At 66.0% G+C, this 16023-nt stretch carries 15 protein-coding genes and 1 tRNA gene; 9 read left to right on the top strand and 7 right to left on the bottom strand.

What is annotated here, in order from left to right; all coding sequences use genetic code 11:
* Window positions 1-143: 143 nt before the first annotated feature.
* Both phnA and phnY read left to right on the top strand, forming a co-directional pair.
* Entirely contained in the window at window positions 144-1382 is a 1239-nt protein-coding gene (gene phnA / locus H3H55_RS16985) for a phosphonoacetate hydrolase (RefSeq protein WP_193099412.1), read from the top strand.
* 29 nt (window positions 1383-1411) lie between these two features.
* The gene (gene phnY / locus H3H55_RS16980) at window positions 1412-2866 is read left to right on the top strand and encodes a phosphonoacetaldehyde dehydrogenase (RefSeq protein ID WP_048244789.1); all 1455 of its coding nucleotides are present in this window, start codon (window positions 1412-1414) and stop codon (window positions 2864-2866) included.
* A gap of 89 nt (window positions 2867-2955) precedes the next feature.
* On the opposite strand, the gene H3H55_RS16975 is transcribed toward phnY, so the two are convergent.
* Window positions 2956-3228 (bottom strand): hypothetical protein, encoded by a 273-nt coding sequence (locus H3H55_RS16975; RefSeq protein WP_048244723.1) that lies wholly within the window; start codon window positions 3226-3228, stop codon window positions 2956-2958.
* Between the two features lie 323 nt (window positions 3229-3551).
* Here H3H55_RS16975 and H3H55_RS16970 point away from each other — a divergent pair, with 323 nt between their 5' ends.
* Genes H3H55_RS16970 through H3H55_RS16960 form a run of 3 tightly spaced genes read left to right on the top strand, consistent with a single transcriptional unit; the run spans window position 3552 to window position 5784 of the window.
* Window positions 3552-4334 carry an amino acid ABC transporter substrate-binding protein gene (locus H3H55_RS16970; protein WP_193099411.1) on the top strand — a complete coding sequence of 261 codons (783 nt, stop codon included), beginning with the start codon at window positions 3552-3554 and terminating at the stop codon, window positions 4332-4334.
* A gap of 14 nt (window positions 4335-4348) precedes the next feature.
* Window positions 4349-5029 carry an amino acid ABC transporter permease gene (locus H3H55_RS16965; protein ID WP_193099410.1) on the top strand — a complete coding sequence of 227 codons (681 nt, stop codon included), beginning with the start codon at window positions 4349-4351 and terminating at the stop codon, window positions 5027-5029.
* Window positions 5026-5784, top strand: a complete 759-nt coding sequence (locus tag H3H55_RS16960; protein WP_193099409.1) for an amino acid ABC transporter ATP-binding protein — start codon at window positions 5026-5028, stop codon at window positions 5782-5784. The genes H3H55_RS16965 and H3H55_RS16960 overlap by 4 nt, the downstream gene beginning before the upstream one ends.
* 24 nt (window positions 5785-5808) lie before the next feature.
* Here the strand turns inward: H3H55_RS16960 and H3H55_RS16955 are convergent, their stop codons facing one another.
* On the bottom strand, window positions 5809-6624 hold the full coding sequence (locus tag H3H55_RS16955; RefSeq protein ID WP_193099408.1) for an alpha/beta fold hydrolase: 816 nt from the start codon (window positions 6622-6624) through the stop codon (window positions 5809-5811).
* Window positions 6625-6705: 81 nt separating this feature from the next.
* Here H3H55_RS16955 and H3H55_RS16950 point away from each other — a divergent pair, with 81 nt between their 5' ends.
* A complete protein-coding gene (locus H3H55_RS16950; RefSeq protein ID WP_193099407.1) occupies window positions 6706-7317 on the top strand; it encodes a CGNR zinc finger domain-containing protein in 612 nt (203 codons plus the stop codon).
* 49 nt (window positions 7318-7366) lie between these two features.
* On the opposite strand, the gene H3H55_RS16945 is transcribed toward H3H55_RS16950, so the two are convergent.
* Together H3H55_RS16945 and H3H55_RS16940 are read right to left on the bottom strand one after the other, a co-directional pair.
* Window positions 7367-8416 carry a DUF3592 domain-containing protein gene (locus H3H55_RS16945; protein WP_193099406.1) on the bottom strand — a complete coding sequence of 350 codons (1050 nt, stop codon included), beginning with the start codon at window positions 8414-8416 and terminating at the stop codon, window positions 7367-7369.
* Window positions 8417-8603: 187 nt separating this feature from the next.
* Window positions 8604-8679: transfer RNA gene (locus tag H3H55_RS16940), tRNA-Lys, on the bottom strand.
* Between the two features lie 190 nt (window positions 8680-8869).
* Between H3H55_RS16940 and H3H55_RS16935 the strand changes: the two genes are divergently transcribed.
* Window positions 8870-9274 (top strand): PaaI family thioesterase, encoded by a 405-nt coding sequence (locus H3H55_RS16935; RefSeq protein ID WP_048244716.1) that lies wholly within the window; start codon window positions 8870-8872, stop codon window positions 9272-9274.
* Window positions 9275-9282: 8 nt separating this feature from the next.
* The gene (locus tag H3H55_RS16930; RefSeq protein ID WP_193099405.1) at window positions 9283-10149 is read left to right on the top strand and encodes a patatin-like phospholipase family protein; all 867 of its coding nucleotides are present in this window, start codon (window positions 9283-9285) and stop codon (window positions 10147-10149) included.
* A gap of 54 nt (window positions 10150-10203) precedes the next feature.
* Here H3H55_RS16930 and H3H55_RS16925 read toward each other — a convergent pair whose 3' ends face one another.
* Window positions 10204-11217 carry a D-2-hydroxyacid dehydrogenase family protein gene (locus tag H3H55_RS16925; RefSeq protein WP_048244785.1) on the bottom strand — a complete coding sequence of 338 codons (1014 nt, stop codon included), beginning with the start codon at window positions 11215-11217 and terminating at the stop codon, window positions 10204-10206.
* 426 nt (window positions 11218-11643) lie between these two features.
* Between H3H55_RS16925 and H3H55_RS16920 the strand changes: the two genes are divergently transcribed.
* A complete protein-coding gene (locus H3H55_RS16920) occupies window positions 11644-12693 on the top strand; it encodes a LysR family transcriptional regulator (RefSeq protein WP_129513264.1) in 1050 nt (349 codons plus the stop codon).
* A 128-nt stretch (window positions 12694-12821) separates the two neighbouring features.
* Here H3H55_RS16920 and H3H55_RS16915 read toward each other — a convergent pair whose 3' ends face one another.
* Together H3H55_RS16915 and H3H55_RS16910 are read right to left on the bottom strand one after the other, a co-directional pair.
* A complete protein-coding gene (locus H3H55_RS16915; protein WP_193099404.1) occupies window positions 12822-15443 on the bottom strand; it encodes a DNA topoisomerase III in 2622 nt (873 codons plus the stop codon).
* A gap of 192 nt (window positions 15444-15635) precedes the next feature.
* Entirely contained in the window at window positions 15636-16016 is a 381-nt protein-coding gene (locus tag H3H55_RS16910) for a thioredoxin family protein (protein ID WP_129513262.1), read from the bottom strand.
* Window positions 16017-16023 lie beyond the last annotated feature (7 nt).

Below are 16023 nucleotides of genomic sequence, written 5' to 3'. Positions count from 1 at the left end.
TACGTCGTTTTGCTTTCTGTTCTCTGCATGTTGTTGACAATCTACAAATCATCCATTTTAATGTCAAGCATGGAAAACACCTCCCTTCGGCGCGGCGCGGGCGCCGACGGCTCAACCCCTTCGAACTGAAAGGAATGAACGTCATGACTGAAACGCCTGTATCCGTGGAAGTGAACGGCCGCCGCTACAACTGGATGAGCCGGCCCGTGGTGGTCGTCTGCGTCGATGGCTGCGCGTACGAATATCTGGAAGAAGCCGCCGCGGCCGGCGTTGCGCCGTTCCTGCGCACGCTGCTGAAGCCCGGCACGGCGCTCAAGGGCGAATGCGTGGTGCCGAGCTTCACGAACCCGAACAACCTGTCGATTGTTACCGGCGTGCCGCCGGCGATCCACGGGATCAGCGGCAACTACTTCTACGATCGCGACACCGGTGCCGAGGTGCTGATGAACGATCCGAAGTACCTCGTCGCACCGACCGTGCTCGCGACCTTCGCCGAACAGGGTGCGCGCGTCGCGGTCGTCACCGCGAAGGACAAGCTGCGCCGCCTGCTCGGCAAGGGGCTGAAGGGCATCTGCTTCTCGTCGGAAAAGGCCGACGAGGCGAGCATCGAGGAGAACGGCATCGACGGCGTGCTCGAACTGGTCGGCAAGCCGGTGCCGAGCGTGTACAGCGCCGATCTTTCCGAATTCGTGTTCGCGGCCGGCGTGCGCCTGCTCGAGACGCGCCCGATCGACCTGATGTACCTGTCGACGACCGACTACGTGCAGCACAAGTGCGCGCCCGGCACGCCCGGCGCGAACGCGTTCTACGCGATGATGGACACCTACCTGCAGCGCCTCGACGAACTCGGCGCGATCGTCGCGATCACGGCCGACCACGGGATGAACGCGAAGCACGACGACGAGACCGGCGAACCGAACGTGATCTACCTGCAGGAACTGTTCGACGAGTGGCTCGGCCACGACGCGGCGCGCGTGATCCTGCCGATCACCGATCCGTACGTCGTGCACCACGGCGCGCTCGGCTCGTTCGCGACCGTCTACGTGCCGGCGTCGGCCGATGTTGATGCGCTGCGCGCGCGACTGGCCGCGGTCGACGGCATCGAGGTCGTGCTGACGGGCGCCGAGGGGTGCGCGCGCTTCGAGCTGCCGCCCGCGCGGATGGGCGACCTGATCGTGATCTCGAAGCAGGACGTCGTGCTCGGCACGCGCCGCATCAAGCACGACCTGTCGGGCCTCGACGTGCCGCTGCGCTCGCACGGCGGGATCTCCGAGCAGATCGTGCCGCTGATCTTCAGCAAGCCGGTCGCCACCGACGTCACGGGCCGTGCGCGGCTGCGCAACTTCGACATCATCGACATCGCGCTCAACCATCTGCAGTGATGCATCCGCATCCGCAAGGGGACACACTCATGAACGCCATTGCAGCATCGACGGACGTCCGCGAGATTCGTCGCGAAGCACTGCGAATCGACGGCGAACGGATTCATCGGGACGCGGTGATCGACGTGCGCAACCCGTACGACGGCTCGCTGGTCGGTACCGTGCCGAAGGCGACGCTGGACGACGTGCGGCGCGCATTCGCGGTCGCGCACGCATATCGGCCGACGCTCACGCGTCACGATCGCGCGGCGATCCTGCGCCGCGCGGCCGACATCGTGCGCTCGCGCACTGCCGAGATCGCGGCGCTGATTACGGCCGAAGCCGGGTTGTGCATCAAGGATTCGACCTACGAAGCGGGGCGGGTGGCCGACGTACTGACGTTCGGCGCCGGTGAAGTGCTGAAGGACGACGGGCAGATCTTCTCGTGCGATCTGACGCCGCACGGCAAGAAGCGTCGTGTGTACACGCAGCGCGATCCGCTGCTCGGCGTGATCTCGGCGATCACGCCGTTCAATCACCCGATGAACCAGGTCGCGCACAAGATCGTGCCGTCGGTTGCGACCAACAACCGGATCGTCGTGAAGCCGTCGGAGAAGGTGCCGCTGTCGTGTTACCTGTTCGCGGACATCCTGTACGAAGCCGGCTTGCCGCCGCAGATGCTGCAGGTGATCACCGGCGACCCGACGGAGATCGCGGACGAACTGATCACGAACCCGGCGATCGATCTCATCACGTTCACTGGCGGCGTATCGATCGGCAAGTCGATCGCATCGCGGATGGGCTACCGGCGCGCGGTGCTCGAACTCGGCGGCAACGATCCGATCATCGTGATGGAAGACGCCGATCTCGACGAAGCGAGCACGCTCGCGGTGTCGGGCTCGTACAAGAATTCCGGGCAGCGCTGCACGGCGATCAAGCGGATGCTCGTGCACGAGTCGGTGGCCGATCGCTTCACCGAACTGGTCGTCGAGAAGACGCGTGCGTGGTCGTACGGCAATCCGGCCGATCCGTCGGTCGACATGGGCACCGTGATCGACGAAGCGGCCGCGAAGTTCTGCGAGCAGCAGGTGAACGATGCCGTTGCGCGCGGTGCGCGGCTGCTGGTCGGCAACGTGCGCGACGGCGCGCTGTATTCGCCGACGGTCGTCGACTGCGTGACGCCCGACATGCCGCTGGTGAAGTATGAAACCTTCGGCCCGGTATCGCCGATCATGCGCTTTCGCGACATCGACGAAGCGATCCGGATGTCGAACAGCACCGATTACGCGCTGTCGTCGTCGGTCTGCACAAACCGCTTCGACAGCATCACGCGCTTCATCACCGAGCTCGAAGTCGGCAGCGTGAACGTGCGCGAGGTGCCGGGCTACCGGCTCGAACTGACGCCGTTCGGCGGTGTGAAGGATTCGGGGCTCGGCTACAAGGAAGGCGTGCAGGAAGCGATGAAGAGCTTCACGAATACGAAGACGTATTCGCTGCCCTGGTAAGCGGTGCGTGATGCGGGCGCGCCGGCTCGAAGGCCGGCGCGCGGAATGTCCCCCGACGGGATGCAGCCGCAGTGGCTGTCAGGCGACGGTCAATCGTCGTCGCCGTGGTGATGCCGCCAGCCGCGATGCCAGCCGTTGTCGTGCCGGTAGCGGCGGTAGCGATAGTCGCCGTAGTACGGGCCGTAATAGACGGGCGCCGGCTCGTACACAACGGGTGGCGGCGCGTAGTAGACAGGCGGTGGCGCCACGATCACCGGCCCCGGCACGCCGAAGTACACGCCGACGTCGGTGTGTGCGAATGCGCTTGCCGACAGGCAGGCGGTCGCGATGCCGACGGCGCAGGACAACAGGATGCGTTTCATTTGCCGTTCACTCCGTTCGTGGGTGCGAAGGCCCGCGAGCAATCGGTTCACCTGTCTTCATGGTACGTAGCAGGTGCCGAATCGGTGATACCGCGGTGTCGCTTCTGTAACCGCGGGTAACGCGTCGTCAGACGATCGACGCGCGGCGTCGCGACGGATTTCGTCAGCGGAATGAGTGGTTGATCGGCGTTATTCGATCGGCTCATATCGTTAGCCGATTTGCGTTTTTGCCGCGCATCGACGCGTCGGTAGAATTCGCGGACCTCTCGGACGGCACACGCGTGCCGCGGGATCACTCCCTCCAATCATTCGGGGTCCGCACCATGAAATTCCTTCGCTCCATCCTGGTCGTCGCGTTGCTGCAGGCCACTGCCGTCACGAGCGCGCTCGCGGCCGACGATCTGTCGCAGATCAAGTCGTCCGGCGTGTTCCGGGTCGGCACCGAAGGGACGTACGCGCCGTTTACGTACCACGACGAGACGGGCAAGCTGACCGGCTTCGACGTCGACATTGCGACCGCGATCGCGCAGCGCCTCGGCGTGAAGCCGCAATTCGTCGAAGGCAAATGGGACGGGCTGATCGCGGGTCTCGACGTGAACCGCTACGACGCGGTCGTCAACGAAGTGTCGATCACCGATGCGCGCAAGGCGAAATACGCTTTCTCGTCGCCGTACATCACGTCGCACGCCGTGCTGATCGTACGCACGGACAACACGACGATCCGCTCGTTCGACGACCTGAAGGGCAAGAAATCCGCGAACACGCTGACGAGCAATTTCGGCAAGCTCGCGGCGGCCCACGGCGCGGACGTGGTGCCGGTGCAGGGCTTCAACGAATCGATCGACCTGCTGACGTCCGGGCGCGTCGACGCGACGATCAACGATTCGCTGTCGTACCTCGATTTCCGCAAGCACAAGCCCGACGCGAAACTGAAGATCGCCGCAACCGATACGACCGGCGCCGGCGACGCATCGGGCGTGCTGCTGCGCAAGGGCAGCCCCGAACTGGTGGCCGCGATCGACAAGGCGCTCGCGGACATCAAGTCGGACGGCACCTACGCGAAGATCTCGCAGAAGTATTTCGGCCGCGACGTGTCGCAGCCGTGACGCGAGGCTGAACGATGCCGCCCTGGCTGCACCTGATGGCGGAATCGTTGCGGCCCCTGCTTTACGCGGGGCTCGTGTTTACGGTTCCGCTCACGCTCGCGTCGTTCGCGATCGGCCTGCTGCTCGCGTTCGGCGCGGCGCTCGCGCGCCTGTTCGGACCGCGCTGGGCGCAGGCCGTCGTGCGTTTCTATATCTGGCTGTTTCGCGGCTCGCCGTTGCTCGTGCAACTGTTCGTGATCTTCTATGGGCTGCCGAGCGTCGGCATCGTGCTCGACCCGTTGACGGCCGCCGTGCTCGGCTTCTCGCTGAACGTCGGTGCGTACAACGCCGAGGTGATCCGCGGCGTGATCGAATCGATCCCGAAGGGGCAGTGGGAAGCCGCGTACTCGATGGCGATGACGCGCGCGCAGGCGTTGCGCCGTGCAATCCTGCCGCAGGCCGCGCGCGTCGCGCTGCCCGCACTGTCGAACTCGTTCATCTCGCTCGTGAAGGACACGTCGCTCGCGGCCGTGCTGACCGTGCCCGAGATTTTCCAGGCCGCGCAGCGCATCGCGGCCGTGACCTACGAACCGCTGATCCTCTACACCGAAGCCGCGCTGATCTACCTGCTGTTCAGTTCGGTGCTCTCCACGCTGCAACGTCGCCTCGAAACCCGTTTCGGTCGCCATGCGCTGTTCCAGGCGGAGTTGCGATGATTCGTCTCGAACGCATCGACAAGTCGTTCGGCGCGCATCGCGTGCTGAGCGCGATCGATCTTGCATTGCAGCCGGGCAGCGTGACCGCGCTGATCGGGCCGTCCGGCAGCGGCAAGAGCACGCTGCTGCGCTGCGTGAACCTGCTCGAAGTGCCCGAGGCGGGCACGCTCGTCGTCGGCGATGCGCGCATCGACTTCGCACCGGCGCGCCGGCCGTCGCGCGACGCCGTGTTCGCGGTGCGCCGGCAGACCGGCATGGTGTTCCAGAATTTCCAGTTGTTTCCGCATCTGAGCGTCGTGCAGAACGTGATGGAAGGGCTCGTGACCGTGCAGCGCTGGCCGCGCGAGCGCGCACGCGAACGGGCGCTCGCGCTGCTCGACAAGGTCGGCATCGCGGCGAAAGCCGACGCATGGCCCGCGACGCTGTCGGGCGGCCAGCAGCAGCGCGTGGCCATTGCGCGCGCGCTTGCGCCGTCGCCGCAGGTGTTGTTGTGCGACGAGCCGACGTCGGCGCTCGATCCCGAGCTGTCCATCGAGGTGGTCGAGGTGCTGCGCCAGCTCGCACGCGAAGGCACGACGATGCTGATGGCCACGCATGACCTGCGCCTGGCCGCGTCGATCGCGCACGACGCGGTGTTTCTCGCCGACGGCCGCATCGTCGAGGCCGGTGCGTCGCGCGACCTGTTCGGCCGGCCGCGCGATCCGCGCACCGCGAAGTTCATCGCGACGCTCGCGCAAGGCGTGCCGGTGTTCTGACGCGAGGCGCGAGGCCGGTGGCGCTCAGCCCTGCCCTTGGCCGTCGAGCACTGCGGCGACGATTGCTTCCGGCGCGTCTTCCTGGACCAGGTGGCCCGCGCACGGCACCTTGATCAGCTTGCCGCCCGCGATGCGATCGGCCAGCGCCTGCCCCTGTTCGAGCGGAATCCACGCGTCCTCCTCGCCCCACACGATGCGCACCGGAAAGTCCGGCGGCGCATAACGCGCCTCCGCCTCCTCGATGTAGCACTGCCGCATCTGCGCGATCTGGCGATAGAACGCGGCCTGGCCGGCGGGCGTGAGCCACGGCGTGCGGTAGATCGACAGTGCGTCGTCGCTCAGCGGCTGCGCGACGGCATTGCCGATGTAAGCCGAGACGAGCGCGTGATGCGCATACGCCGGCAACCCGGTGAACGCGGCTTCGTGCTGCGCGACGTGGCGCACGAACGGCGACCCTTGCGGCGCGATCGCGACGGGGTTCACGAGCGTGAGGTCCGCATACGCGATGCCGTCGAGGAAGTGCGCGCGCAGCACGGTCGCGCCGCCGTAGTCATGTGCGAGCACGCGAGGGCGCGAGATTTTCCATTCATCCAGCATCGCGCCGAACAGCACGTTCTGGCGGCCGAGCGACACGTCCGCATCCGGCATGTCAGACTGGCCGTAGCCGAGCAGGTCGTAGAAGAACACGCGATGGCGCCGCGCGAGCCACGGCGCGATCCGACGCCACACCTGCGACGAAAACGGTGTGCCGTGCACGAGCACGAGCGGTGGGCCGTCACCGAGCGTTCCCCATGCAATCCGGTGGCCTTCAAAAACGAAGCGGTTGGCGAGTTCGAGCATCGGCTTCTCCGTGCTAACCTGTTTTGGTTGTTAACAGGTTACTCCGGATCATCCGGACGTGAAACCGATAGGTGAGAATAAATGGTTACTCGACACGAGCCAGCGCGACACGCGCATGAATGGGGGGCAGCCGATTTCGTCGGCGGCCATCCGGCGCTCGACTTCCTCAACACGGTGGCCGACACAGGCAAGTCGCGCGACGAGGACAAGCTCGTCGACTGGCCGGCCGTGCACGCGTGGGCGGGGCAGTCGGGGTTGCTGGCGCCGGCCGACCTGGCGCGGCTGCTGCGTCATGCGCGGCAGGATCGGCCTGACGCGCTGGCGGCGCTGCATCATTTTCGCGAGGATGCGTACGCCGCGATCGCGCACCTGACGGCCGGCGGCGGCAGTGCCGGCGCGCGCGCGGCGGACCGGCTCGCCGTGGCGATCCGGGAAGCGATCGGGCGCAGCGCGTTCGACGCGGTCGATGGCCGGTTTGCATGGCGGCCCGACGCGCGCGCCGCGTCGCGTTGGCTCGATGCCGCCGCGCTCGGCTTCGAGCAGCTGCTGCGCAGCGACGATTTCGCGCGCGTGCGGCAGTGCGGCCGGTGTACGTGGTTTTTCGTGGATCGAGGCCGCGGCGTCGGGCGACGATGGTGCGACATGCGCACGTGCGGAAATCGCGCGAAGGTGGAGGCGTTCAGGGAACGTTGAAGCGCGCGCCGTTACGGTCGTCGCGCCGCGCGCGGCCGGCGCGCAATCGTCATTGAGCGGTTTCGTGCGGCCGATGTTCGGGCCACAGCGTCGCGGCGACGAACAGCCCGGCCGCGAGGAACGGCGCGCCGATCGCGAACAGGATGGCGGTGAGGCCCCAGCGATCCCAGAAGCGATCGACGACCGCGCGCTCGGGCGTGACCGGGTCGTACAGCACATTGACCGCGTCGCCTTCGCGCAGGCCCGGATGCGACGACGCCGAGCCCTGGGCGAACGTGATCTGGCGCCCGCTGTCGGTCGTGAACGCGACGATCGCCGAATACAGCGATGTGCGCGTGCGGGGTGACCGGGCATTTTTCGCGATCTCGACGACATGGCCGGTCGAGCGCGCATAGAGATGGACGATCTGCCACTGACGCAGGCCGGCCGCGCCGGCGCCGGCCAGGAAGCCGGTGCCGATCGCGATCGGAATCAGCACGATCGCGATATCCCAGCGGCGCCGCGCCCGCTTGCGCTCGGCCCGGGTCGGCGGCGTGTCGAATTGCCGGCGGTGGCGCTCGCCGACGGTCAGCAGGACGCCGATCGCGAACGACGCGATGGCGAGCAGTGCCGTCACCGCAGCCGGAAACCAGCGTTGCGCGAAATCGTCGATCAGTGCGGGGCGGTCGGGATGGGCGGGGTCGAGCAGGACGTCGACGTTCTCGCCGATGTCGTACGCGGGCACGGTCGACGCGGTATTGCCGGCGACCTCGCGGCGCTGGCCGTCGTTCGCGAGGTACGCGACGATCGGCCGGTACGCGCGCATCGCGTCGCTGTCCTGCACGATGCGCACGACCGTGCCCGGCGAGCGAACCAGATGGCCGGTCGCGCGGCCGGCCGTGACGGCGAGCACGCCCGCCAGCACGAGCAGCACGACGCCGAGCGCCAGCGCGGCGAGCGCGTCCTTACCCGGCATGGCCGGATCCGGTTCTTGCATCGTGCGGCGGATTCGGAGGGGATCGGGTGAACGGCGTGTCCCGACGGACAGGCCGATATCGGCGCAACCAGGCCCTCGGAATGGTCGCGTCTCGGTTACATGCTTCCATGTCTGACGTCCCATGTTCTCTCAGTGCCGGCGGGCAAACGGCAGTGCCTGCGCCGGTCGTGTGATATTTGTCGGACGATTCTAGCGGAAACGATGCGCGAGGGGCGTACGGATGCGTACCGTGAGAGGCGCGGGCCGCCACGAGCGGGCGGCGGAAATGAAAAAGGCCGGTCAGCTTGCGCTGACCGGCCTTTTGAATTCCTGGTGGGGCGTGAGTGACTCGAACACTCGACCTACGGATTAAGAGTCCGCTGCTCTACCAACTGAGCTAACGCCCCCAACAGAAGAAAGATTATGCACGGGTAATTCGGGCGTGGCAAGTCCTTTCTGCAAATTTCCTCAAAATATTTCGTCAAGACTACGCCGGCTGTCGGCACGGTAACGAGCGATCGTAGTTTGCGCGGTCCCGGTATGATGACGCCACACGCGTTGCGCGGCGGTCGCGCAACGCTTTCTGGACTTTCGAAGATGGACGAAAACGCAGTCCGCGAATTGCTGGATCGCCTGCTGGCCCCGTGGGTCCGCTCGCTCGGTCTGGTCCCCGTGTCGATCGGCGACGACAGCGTCACGCTGCGCCTGCCGTTTTCCGGCGAGTTCCGCCATTCGGGCGGCGTGATCTGCGGCCAGGTGTTCACGGCGGCCGCCGACACCGCGATGGTGGTCGCGATCTCGTCCGCGCTCGGCGAGTTCCGGCCGATGACGACCGTGTCGCTGAACACCAACTTCATGCGTCCCGTGCGCAAGGGCGACGTGCTCGTCACCGCGCGCGTGCTGCGGATGGGCCGCAACCTCGTGTTCGGCGAAGTCGAGCTGTTCGACGAGGACGGCAAGATGGCCGTCCACGCGACGTCGACCTACGCGCTCGTCAGCTGAGCGGCGCGATGTTCGACCAGATCGTTTTTGCGGGCGGCGGCAATCGCTGCTGGTGGCAGGCCGGCTTCTGGGACGTCGCGCAGCCGGCACTCGCGCTGCGCCCGCGCGTGATCACCGGCATCTCGGCCGGCGCGGCGACCGCGTGCATGCTGTATACGCGCGACGCCGCGTGGGTGATGCGCTATTACGAAGAGGCGCTGCGCCACAACCGGAAGAACGCGTACTGGGGCAACCTGTTCGGGCGCGAGCCGGTGTTTCCGCACTACCGCATCTACCGTCAGGCCTTGCTCGACATCTACGGCGAGCCGTTCGCGAAGCTCGCCGCCGCGCCGGAGATCCGCATCGGCGTGTCGCACGTGCCGCGCTGGCTCGGTGCGCGCAGTGCCGTTGCCGCCGGCCTCGTCGCGTACAACATCGAAAAGTACGTGCGCAAGACGCTGCACCCGACGCTCGGGCGCACGCTCGGCTTCCGGCCCGAATTCGTGCGCGCGCAGGCCTGCACGCAAGTCGAGGAACTCGCCGACCTAATCCTGCAGTCGTCCTGCACGCCGCCGTTTACGCCGGTGCTGCGCCGTGGCGGCCGGCCCGTGCTCGATGGCGGGATGGTTGACAACGTGCCGGTCGACGCGCTCGACCCGTCGCCCGGCGACGTACTGGTGCTCGTCACGCGACTGTATCCGCGCCCGCAGATGTTTACGGTCGCGCATGGTGACCAGCGGCGGCTGTACGTACAGCCGTCGAGCAAGGTACCGATTTCGAGCTGGGATTACACGAGCCCGTCGCAGATGCGGCATGCGTACGACCTCGGGCGGCGCGACGGCGAGCATTTCCTCACGCGCGTCGACGCGATGACGGGCGGCCGCGTGGCCGCCTGAAGACGGGGAACGGAGCAGCGGGGCCGCGCGGCGCGCGCAGCCCGGCCCGTGTGATCAGCGCTTGCGGATCGGCGTCAGCGCTTCCGGGTTGGCGACGCTCGACATGTCGCCCTGGTCGAACGCGAGGATGTTCCTGAACGCCGCGCTGAAATAAAGCTCGTAGCTTTCGCGTTCGACGTAGCCGATGTGCGGCGTGCAGATCACGTTTTCCATCCGCAGCAGGCTGTAGCCCTGCAGGATCGGCTCGCTCTCGAACACGTCGATCGCGACCATCCCCGGCCGGTTGTGCGACAGCGCGTTGACGAGCGCGTTTTCCTCGAGCAGCTCCGCGCGGCTCGTGTTGACGAGCAGCGACGTCGGCTTCATCCGCATCAAATCTTCCTGCTTGACGATCCCGCGCGTGTCGTCGTGCATTCGCAGGTGCAGCGACAGCACGTCGCTCTGCTCGAACAGCGCTTCGCGGCTCTCGGCGGCCGTATAGCCGTCGGCGCGCGCGGCCTCGAGCGAATGCTCGCGGCCCCAGATCAGCACGTTCATCCCGAACGCCTTGCCGTAGCCGGCGACGAGCCGGCCGATCTTGCCGTAGCCCCAGATGCCGAGCGTCTGGCCGCGCAGCACCTGGCCGAGGCCGAAGTTCGGCGGCATGGCCGACGTCTTCAGGCCCGACTGCTGCCATGCGCCCTGCTTCAGGTTCGCGACGTATTGCGGAATGCGGCGCTGGGCGGCCATCACGAGCGCCCAGGTCAGTTCGGCGGGCGCGACCGGCGAGCCCGTGCCTTCGAGCACCGCGATGCCGCGGTCGGTACAGGCTTCGAGATCGATGTGGCTCGAGACGCGGCCGGTCTGGCTGATCATGCGAAGGTTCGGCAGCTTGGCGAGCAGTTGCGACGAAATCGGGGTCCGTTCGCGAATCAGCACGAGCGCCTCGACTTCCGCCAGACGGCTCGCAAGCTGTCCCAGGCCGCGCACCGTGTTGTTGAAGACCTTCACGTCGTGGTCGGCAAGCATCTCGAAGCAGTTCAGCTTGCGGACGGCGTCCTGGTAGTCGTCGAGGATGGCAATTTTCATGGTGAGCGGGTGTCGCGCGTTGAAAGCGGCGGTGGCGGCGGCGCACATCGCGCACCCGTCCCGCCCGGCCGGGGCCGACATGATGCTACGTCGGCCGCCTTCATGGTGCCTTTTTAACAGGTTGTTACGCTCCGCCGCAATTGGCGGCAGCCACACCTGGCGCCGCTCGCGTGCGGTACGGCCGGGTGCGCTGTTGTGTCGCATCAAATACGTCTTTCCTGATTCGGCTGCTTACTCGACGAGGTTCACCCAATTGTTGCTCCAATCAGAATAGTTGGATCAACTATCCGCAGATGGCGAGGATTTTTGACTATTTTTATCGTCAACAGGGGCCTTGTTGAGCAACTCTGCATCATTTCCGCTGTCGTAGGAGAATTACGCATTTGCTTCATCTTTTTGAAGTTGTAACAGCGGCAGGAGTCGTTTATGGATCATTTGCAGTCGATGCGCGTGTTCGTCAAGGTTGCTGATCTCGGCAGTTTCGCGCGGGCCGCGAGCGCAATGGATATCTCCAACGCGGTCGCGACGCGTCACGTCGCCGATCTGGAAGGCCGGCTCGGCACGCGTTTGCTGAACCGCACCACCCGCAGTCTTTCCCTGACCGAGTCCGGTCAGGTCTATCTGGAGCGTGCTCGCCAGATCCTCGATGAGCTCGAGGACGTCGAGCAGATGGTCGTTGCGCGCAATCACGAGCCGGTCGGCACGCTGCGCATCGTCGCGCCGGTCGTGTTCGGTCTGCACAACCTCGCGCCCGTGTTGCAGTCGTACACGGAGAATTTCCCGAAAGTGGTGCCGGATCTCACGCTGGTCGACCGGCAGGTCGATCTCGTCGAGGAAGGTTTCGACGTCGGTATCGTCGTCACGCGCCAGATGCGCAGCGCAAGCATCGTCACGCGGCGGCTGACCACGGGCTGCATGACCGTGTGCGCGACGCCGAGCTATCTGGAGAAGCATGGCGTGCCGACGCATCCGGAGCAGCTCGTCGCGCACCCGAGCCTGAGCCTGCCGGCCGAATACTGGGGCGACGAGCGGGTGTTCACGGGGCCGGACGGCGAAGTGCGCGTGCGCCCGACCAACGTGATCGTCGCGAACAACACGGCGATGCTGCGCCAGTTCGCGCTGCTCGGGATGGGGGTCGCGATCCTGCCGAGCTACCTGATCGGCAGCGACATCGCGCGCGGTGCGCTCGTGCGGCTGCTGCCGGATTTCCGGCTGCCGCAGGTCGAAATCAACATCGCTTACCCGAGCCGGCGCCATTTGCCCGCGAAGGTGCGCACGTTCATCGATCACCTCGTCGAGCATTTCAGTCACTCGACCGAAGCGACGATCGGCGAGCAGTGGGCCGCGCAAGGGGCGCCGCTCGCGCCGATCGGCGTCGAGACACGTGCCGAGCAGCCCGAGGCGGCCGACCCGAACCTGTCGCCGCGCCTGCCGCGTTCGCCGCGCACGCGTGTCGCGGTGCCGTCGCCGCTGTAACGGCGCGACGGCCGGGCGGCGGTTGTCGCCGGCACCAAGAAAAAACGCGGATCGAGCGATCGATCCGCGTTTTTTTATGGCTGCCTGCCGGAGCCTGATCCGCCGGGAGGGCCCCGGCGATCTGGCCGTTACGAGCCCGTCTTGCGCGCCGTCGTTTTGCGAGCGGCGGTCTTGGTGGCCGTCTTGGCAGCGGTCTTGCGGGCCGGTGCCGGTTTCGCTTCGGCGCCTTCCGTCACGGCTTCGGCATCCTTCGTCGCCGATTTTGCCGTCTTCTTCGCGGCGGCGGCCTTCGGCTCCTTCTTCTCGAACTCGAAGCCGATCTTGCCGTCCGGCTGCTTCACGAGGAACGCCTTGAAGTTGCGGCCGGTCCGCGACGACTTGAAGTTCGGCAGCAGATCCGTGCGGCCGTCGGCGAGCAGCTTGCCCATCTGCTCGCGCGTGATTTCCTGCTGCAGGATCACTTTGCCCGAGCGGAAGTCGCAGGTCTTCGGGTTCGCGACCGAGTGCTCGCACACGTAGCTCATCCCGTGCTCGAATACGCGGCCCTTGCACTTCGGGCATGCGCCGACCGGCTCCTGCGCGGAGAAGTCGGGCGCTTCGCCTTCCTCGCCGCCCTGGTCCTGGCCGAAATCGAACTCGAGCTTGTAGTTCTTCGTCTCGTCGTCGAAGGACAGCTTGAGGATCGCCGAGAACGGGCGGCCCATCTTGCTGCGGAACCCGGACAGCGGACCGATTTCCTTCTTCTGCAGCAGCTCCTCGACTTCCGGGATCTCGAACTGCCGGCTGCCCGGGATCTTCGAGATCGAGAACTCGCACTTCGTGCACGCGAAGCGGCGGTAGTTTTCCTTTACCTGGCCGCCGCAGTTCGGGCACGGCGTCTCGAGCGTCGCGTAGTCGCCGGGGATCGTGTCGGAATCGTATTCCTTCGCGCGCTTGACGATCTGCTGCGTCATGCGGGCGATTTCCTGCATGAACGCGTCGCGCCCGAGGTTGCCGCGCTCCATCTGCGACAGCTTGTATTCCCATTCGCCGGTGAGCTCGGGCGCGGTCAGTTCCTTCACGCCGAGCCCGCGCAAGAGCGTCATCAGCTGGAATGCCTTCGCGGTCGGGATCATTTCGCGACCCTCGCGCAGCAGGTATTTCTCGCCGAGGAGGCCTTCGATGATCGCCGCGCGCGTGGCCGGCGTGCCGAGGCCCTTCGCGGCCATCGCCTCGCGCAGCTCGTCGTCCTCGACCAGCTTGCCCGCGCCTTCCATCGCGGACAGCAGCGTCGCTTCCGAGTAACGGGCGGGCGGTTTCGTCACGAGTGCGACCGCGGCGATCTCGTCCGTCTTCACCTTCTCGTTCTTCTGCACCGGCACAAGATTCGCGTCCGCGCCTTCAGCGTCGCGGCCGTACACCTGCAGCCAGCCCGGCTCGACGAGCACCTTGCCTTCGGTCTTGAAGTGATGGCCGGCGACTTCGGTGATCCGCGTCGTGACGCGGAATTCGGCGGCCGGGAAGAACACCGCGAGGAAGCGCTTCACGACCAGGTCGTACAGCTTCTGCTCGGGCTCGGACAGTGCCTTCGGCGCCTGCAGCGTCGGGATGATTGCAAAGTGGTCGCTGATCTTCGAGTTGTCGAAGATCCGCTTGTTCGGCTTCACCCAGCCCTTGTCGAGCACCTGCTTCGCATGCGGCAGGTAGTTGTTGCTCTCCTTGAGCATCTCGAGCGTCGACTGGACCGTCGAAATGTAGTCTTCCGGCAGCGCGCGCGCGTCAGTACGCGGGTAGGTCAGCACCTTGTGCTTTTCATACAGCGCCTGCGCGAGACCGAGCGTGTTCTTCGCGGAGAATCCGAAGCGGCCGTTCGCTTCGCGCTGCAGGCTCGTCAGGTCGAACAGCAGCGGCGACAGTTGCGTCGACGGCTTCGATTCCTCGGAGACCGTGCCGACCTGGTCGCGGCATGCGGCGACGATCGTTTCGGCGGCCGGCAGGCTCCACAGGCGGGAATCGCGTCGCTCCGGATCGAATTCGTCGCGCTTGAATTTCGGGTCGTACCACTTGCCTTCGTAGAAACCGCCCGCGCATGCGAATTCGGCCTTCACTTCCCAGTAGTCGCGCGGGACGAAGCGGCGGATTTTCTCTTCGCGTTCGACGACGATCGACAACGTTGGCGTCTGTACGCGGCCGACGGTCGTCAGGAAGAAGCCGCCGCCCTTGCTGTTGAACGCGGTCATCGCACGGGTGCCGTTGATCCCGACGAGCCAGTCGGCTTCCGAGCGGCAGCGTGCGGCGTCGGCGAGCGGCTGCATGTCCGTGTCGCTGCGCAGGTTCGCGAAGCCGTCGCGGATGGCCTGCGGCGTCATCGACTGCAGCCACAGGCGCTGGACCGGCTGCTTCGCCTTCGCGTGCTGCGCGATCAGGCGGAAAATCAGTTCGCCCTCGCGCCCCGCGTCACATGCGTTGATCAGGCGCTCGACGTCCTTGCGCTTCATCAGCTTCGTGAGCACCTTGAGGCGCGACTCGCTTTTTGCGATCGGGTTCAGGTCGAAATGCGGGGGGATGACGGGCAGATGCGCGAAGCTCCATTTCCCGCGCTTGACCTCGTACTCTTCCGGGGCGGCGATTTCCAGCAAGTGGCCGACAGCGGACGAAAGGACGAAATCGTCGCTTTCGTAATACTCGTCATGCTTGGTAAAGCCGCCCAAAGCGCGTGCGATGTCGTTCGCGACAGAAGGCTTTTCCGCAATGATCAGTGCTTTGGACATGACAGGTGTGTGTTGGTAGACCGGGTTCGCCGGTTGTGGGTCCCTTTTACGACCGCTTTATAGCACACGCCGCAGCGACGGCGGCTCAGCGCGTAAAAAGCGGCCCATCATAGAGGGGGGCTGCAACGGCGGCAAGCGCCCGGCGCGGCGGGGCGCGCAAACGCGCGAAAAACCGCCGGCCGGCTTGTGAATTCAAGCTTCGACGTTCAGCACGTTGCGCAATTTCGGTGCGTGCGGCGCACCGGGTACCGCGCTCAGGTCCGACAGCATCCGCTCGACGATCGCCGCGTGCGGCAGCACCGTGCCGAAGAAGCGGGCCGTGTTGGCATCCTCGATCAGGATCGTCGGAAAGTTCTCGACGTCGAGCTCGTCGAGCCGGTCGGCATGCGTTTCGATATCGATCCAGGCGAAGCAGGCGTCCGGATGCGCGTCGGCGAGCCGGTCGAAGGCCGTCCGGTAGTCGCGGCAGGTGCCGCACCATTCGGCGCACAGGCACGCGACCAGCAACGTGCCGGGATCGGCGAGACGCTCGGCGATCCGATCCGCATCGGTGTCGAGATTCAGCGCGGGCATGGATTTC

It is taken from the genome of Burkholderia sp. Z1 (genome assembly GCF_014893795.1).
Classification (GTDB): Bacteria; Pseudomonadota; Gammaproteobacteria; order Burkholderiales; family Burkholderiaceae; genus Burkholderia; species Burkholderia theae.
Note: the sequence above shows the minus strand (reverse complement) of the source record. Positions and strands in the feature narration are given on the sequence as shown.

Coding starts and splice junctions, on each gene's coding strand:
- H3H55_RS16975 (WP_048244723.1), bottom strand. CDS start 3,228: ATGAAACGCATCCTGTTGTCCTGCGCCGTCGGCATCGCGACCGCCTGC.
- phnA (WP_193099412.1), top strand. CDS start 144: ATGACTGAAACGCCTGTATCCGTGGAAGTGAACGGCCGCCGCTACAAC.
- H3H55_RS16930 (WP_193099405.1), top strand. CDS start 9,283: ATGTTCGACCAGATCGTTTTTGCGGGCGGCGGCAATCGCTGCTGGTGG.
- H3H55_RS16935 (WP_048244716.1), top strand. CDS start 8,870: ATGGACGAAAACGCAGTCCGCGAATTGCTGGATCGCCTGCTGGCCCCG.
- H3H55_RS16950 (WP_193099407.1), top strand. CDS start 6,706: ATGGTTACTCGACACGAGCCAGCGCGACACGCGCATGAATGGGGGGCA.
- H3H55_RS16945 (WP_193099406.1), bottom strand. CDS start 8,416: ATGGGACGTCAGACATGGAAGCATGTAACCGAGACGCGACCATTCCGA.
- H3H55_RS16910 (WP_129513262.1), bottom strand. CDS start 16,016: ATGCCCGCGCTGAATCTCGACACCGATGCGGATCGGATCGCCGAGCGT.
- phnY (WP_048244789.1), top strand. CDS start 1,412: ATGAACGCCATTGCAGCATCGACGGACGTCCGCGAGATTCGTCGCGAA.
- H3H55_RS16915 (WP_193099404.1), bottom strand. CDS start 15,443: ATGTCCAAAGCACTGATCATTGCGGAAAAGCCTTCTGTCGCGAACGAC.
- H3H55_RS16920 (WP_129513264.1), top strand. CDS start 11,644: ATGGATCATTTGCAGTCGATGCGCGTGTTCGTCAAGGTTGCTGATCTC.
- H3H55_RS16960 (WP_193099409.1), top strand. CDS start 5,026: ATGATTCGTCTCGAACGCATCGACAAGTCGTTCGGCGCGCATCGCGTG.
- H3H55_RS16970 (WP_193099411.1), top strand. CDS start 3,552: ATGAAATTCCTTCGCTCCATCCTGGTCGTCGCGTTGCTGCAGGCCACT.
- H3H55_RS16955 (WP_193099408.1), bottom strand. CDS start 6,624: ATGCTCGAACTCGCCAACCGCTTCGTTTTTGAAGGCCACCGGATTGCA.
- H3H55_RS16965 (WP_193099410.1), top strand. CDS start 4,349: ATGCCGCCCTGGCTGCACCTGATGGCGGAATCGTTGCGGCCCCTGCTT.
- H3H55_RS16925 (WP_048244785.1), bottom strand. CDS start 11,217: ATGAAAATTGCCATCCTCGACGACTACCAGGACGCCGTCCGCAAGCTG.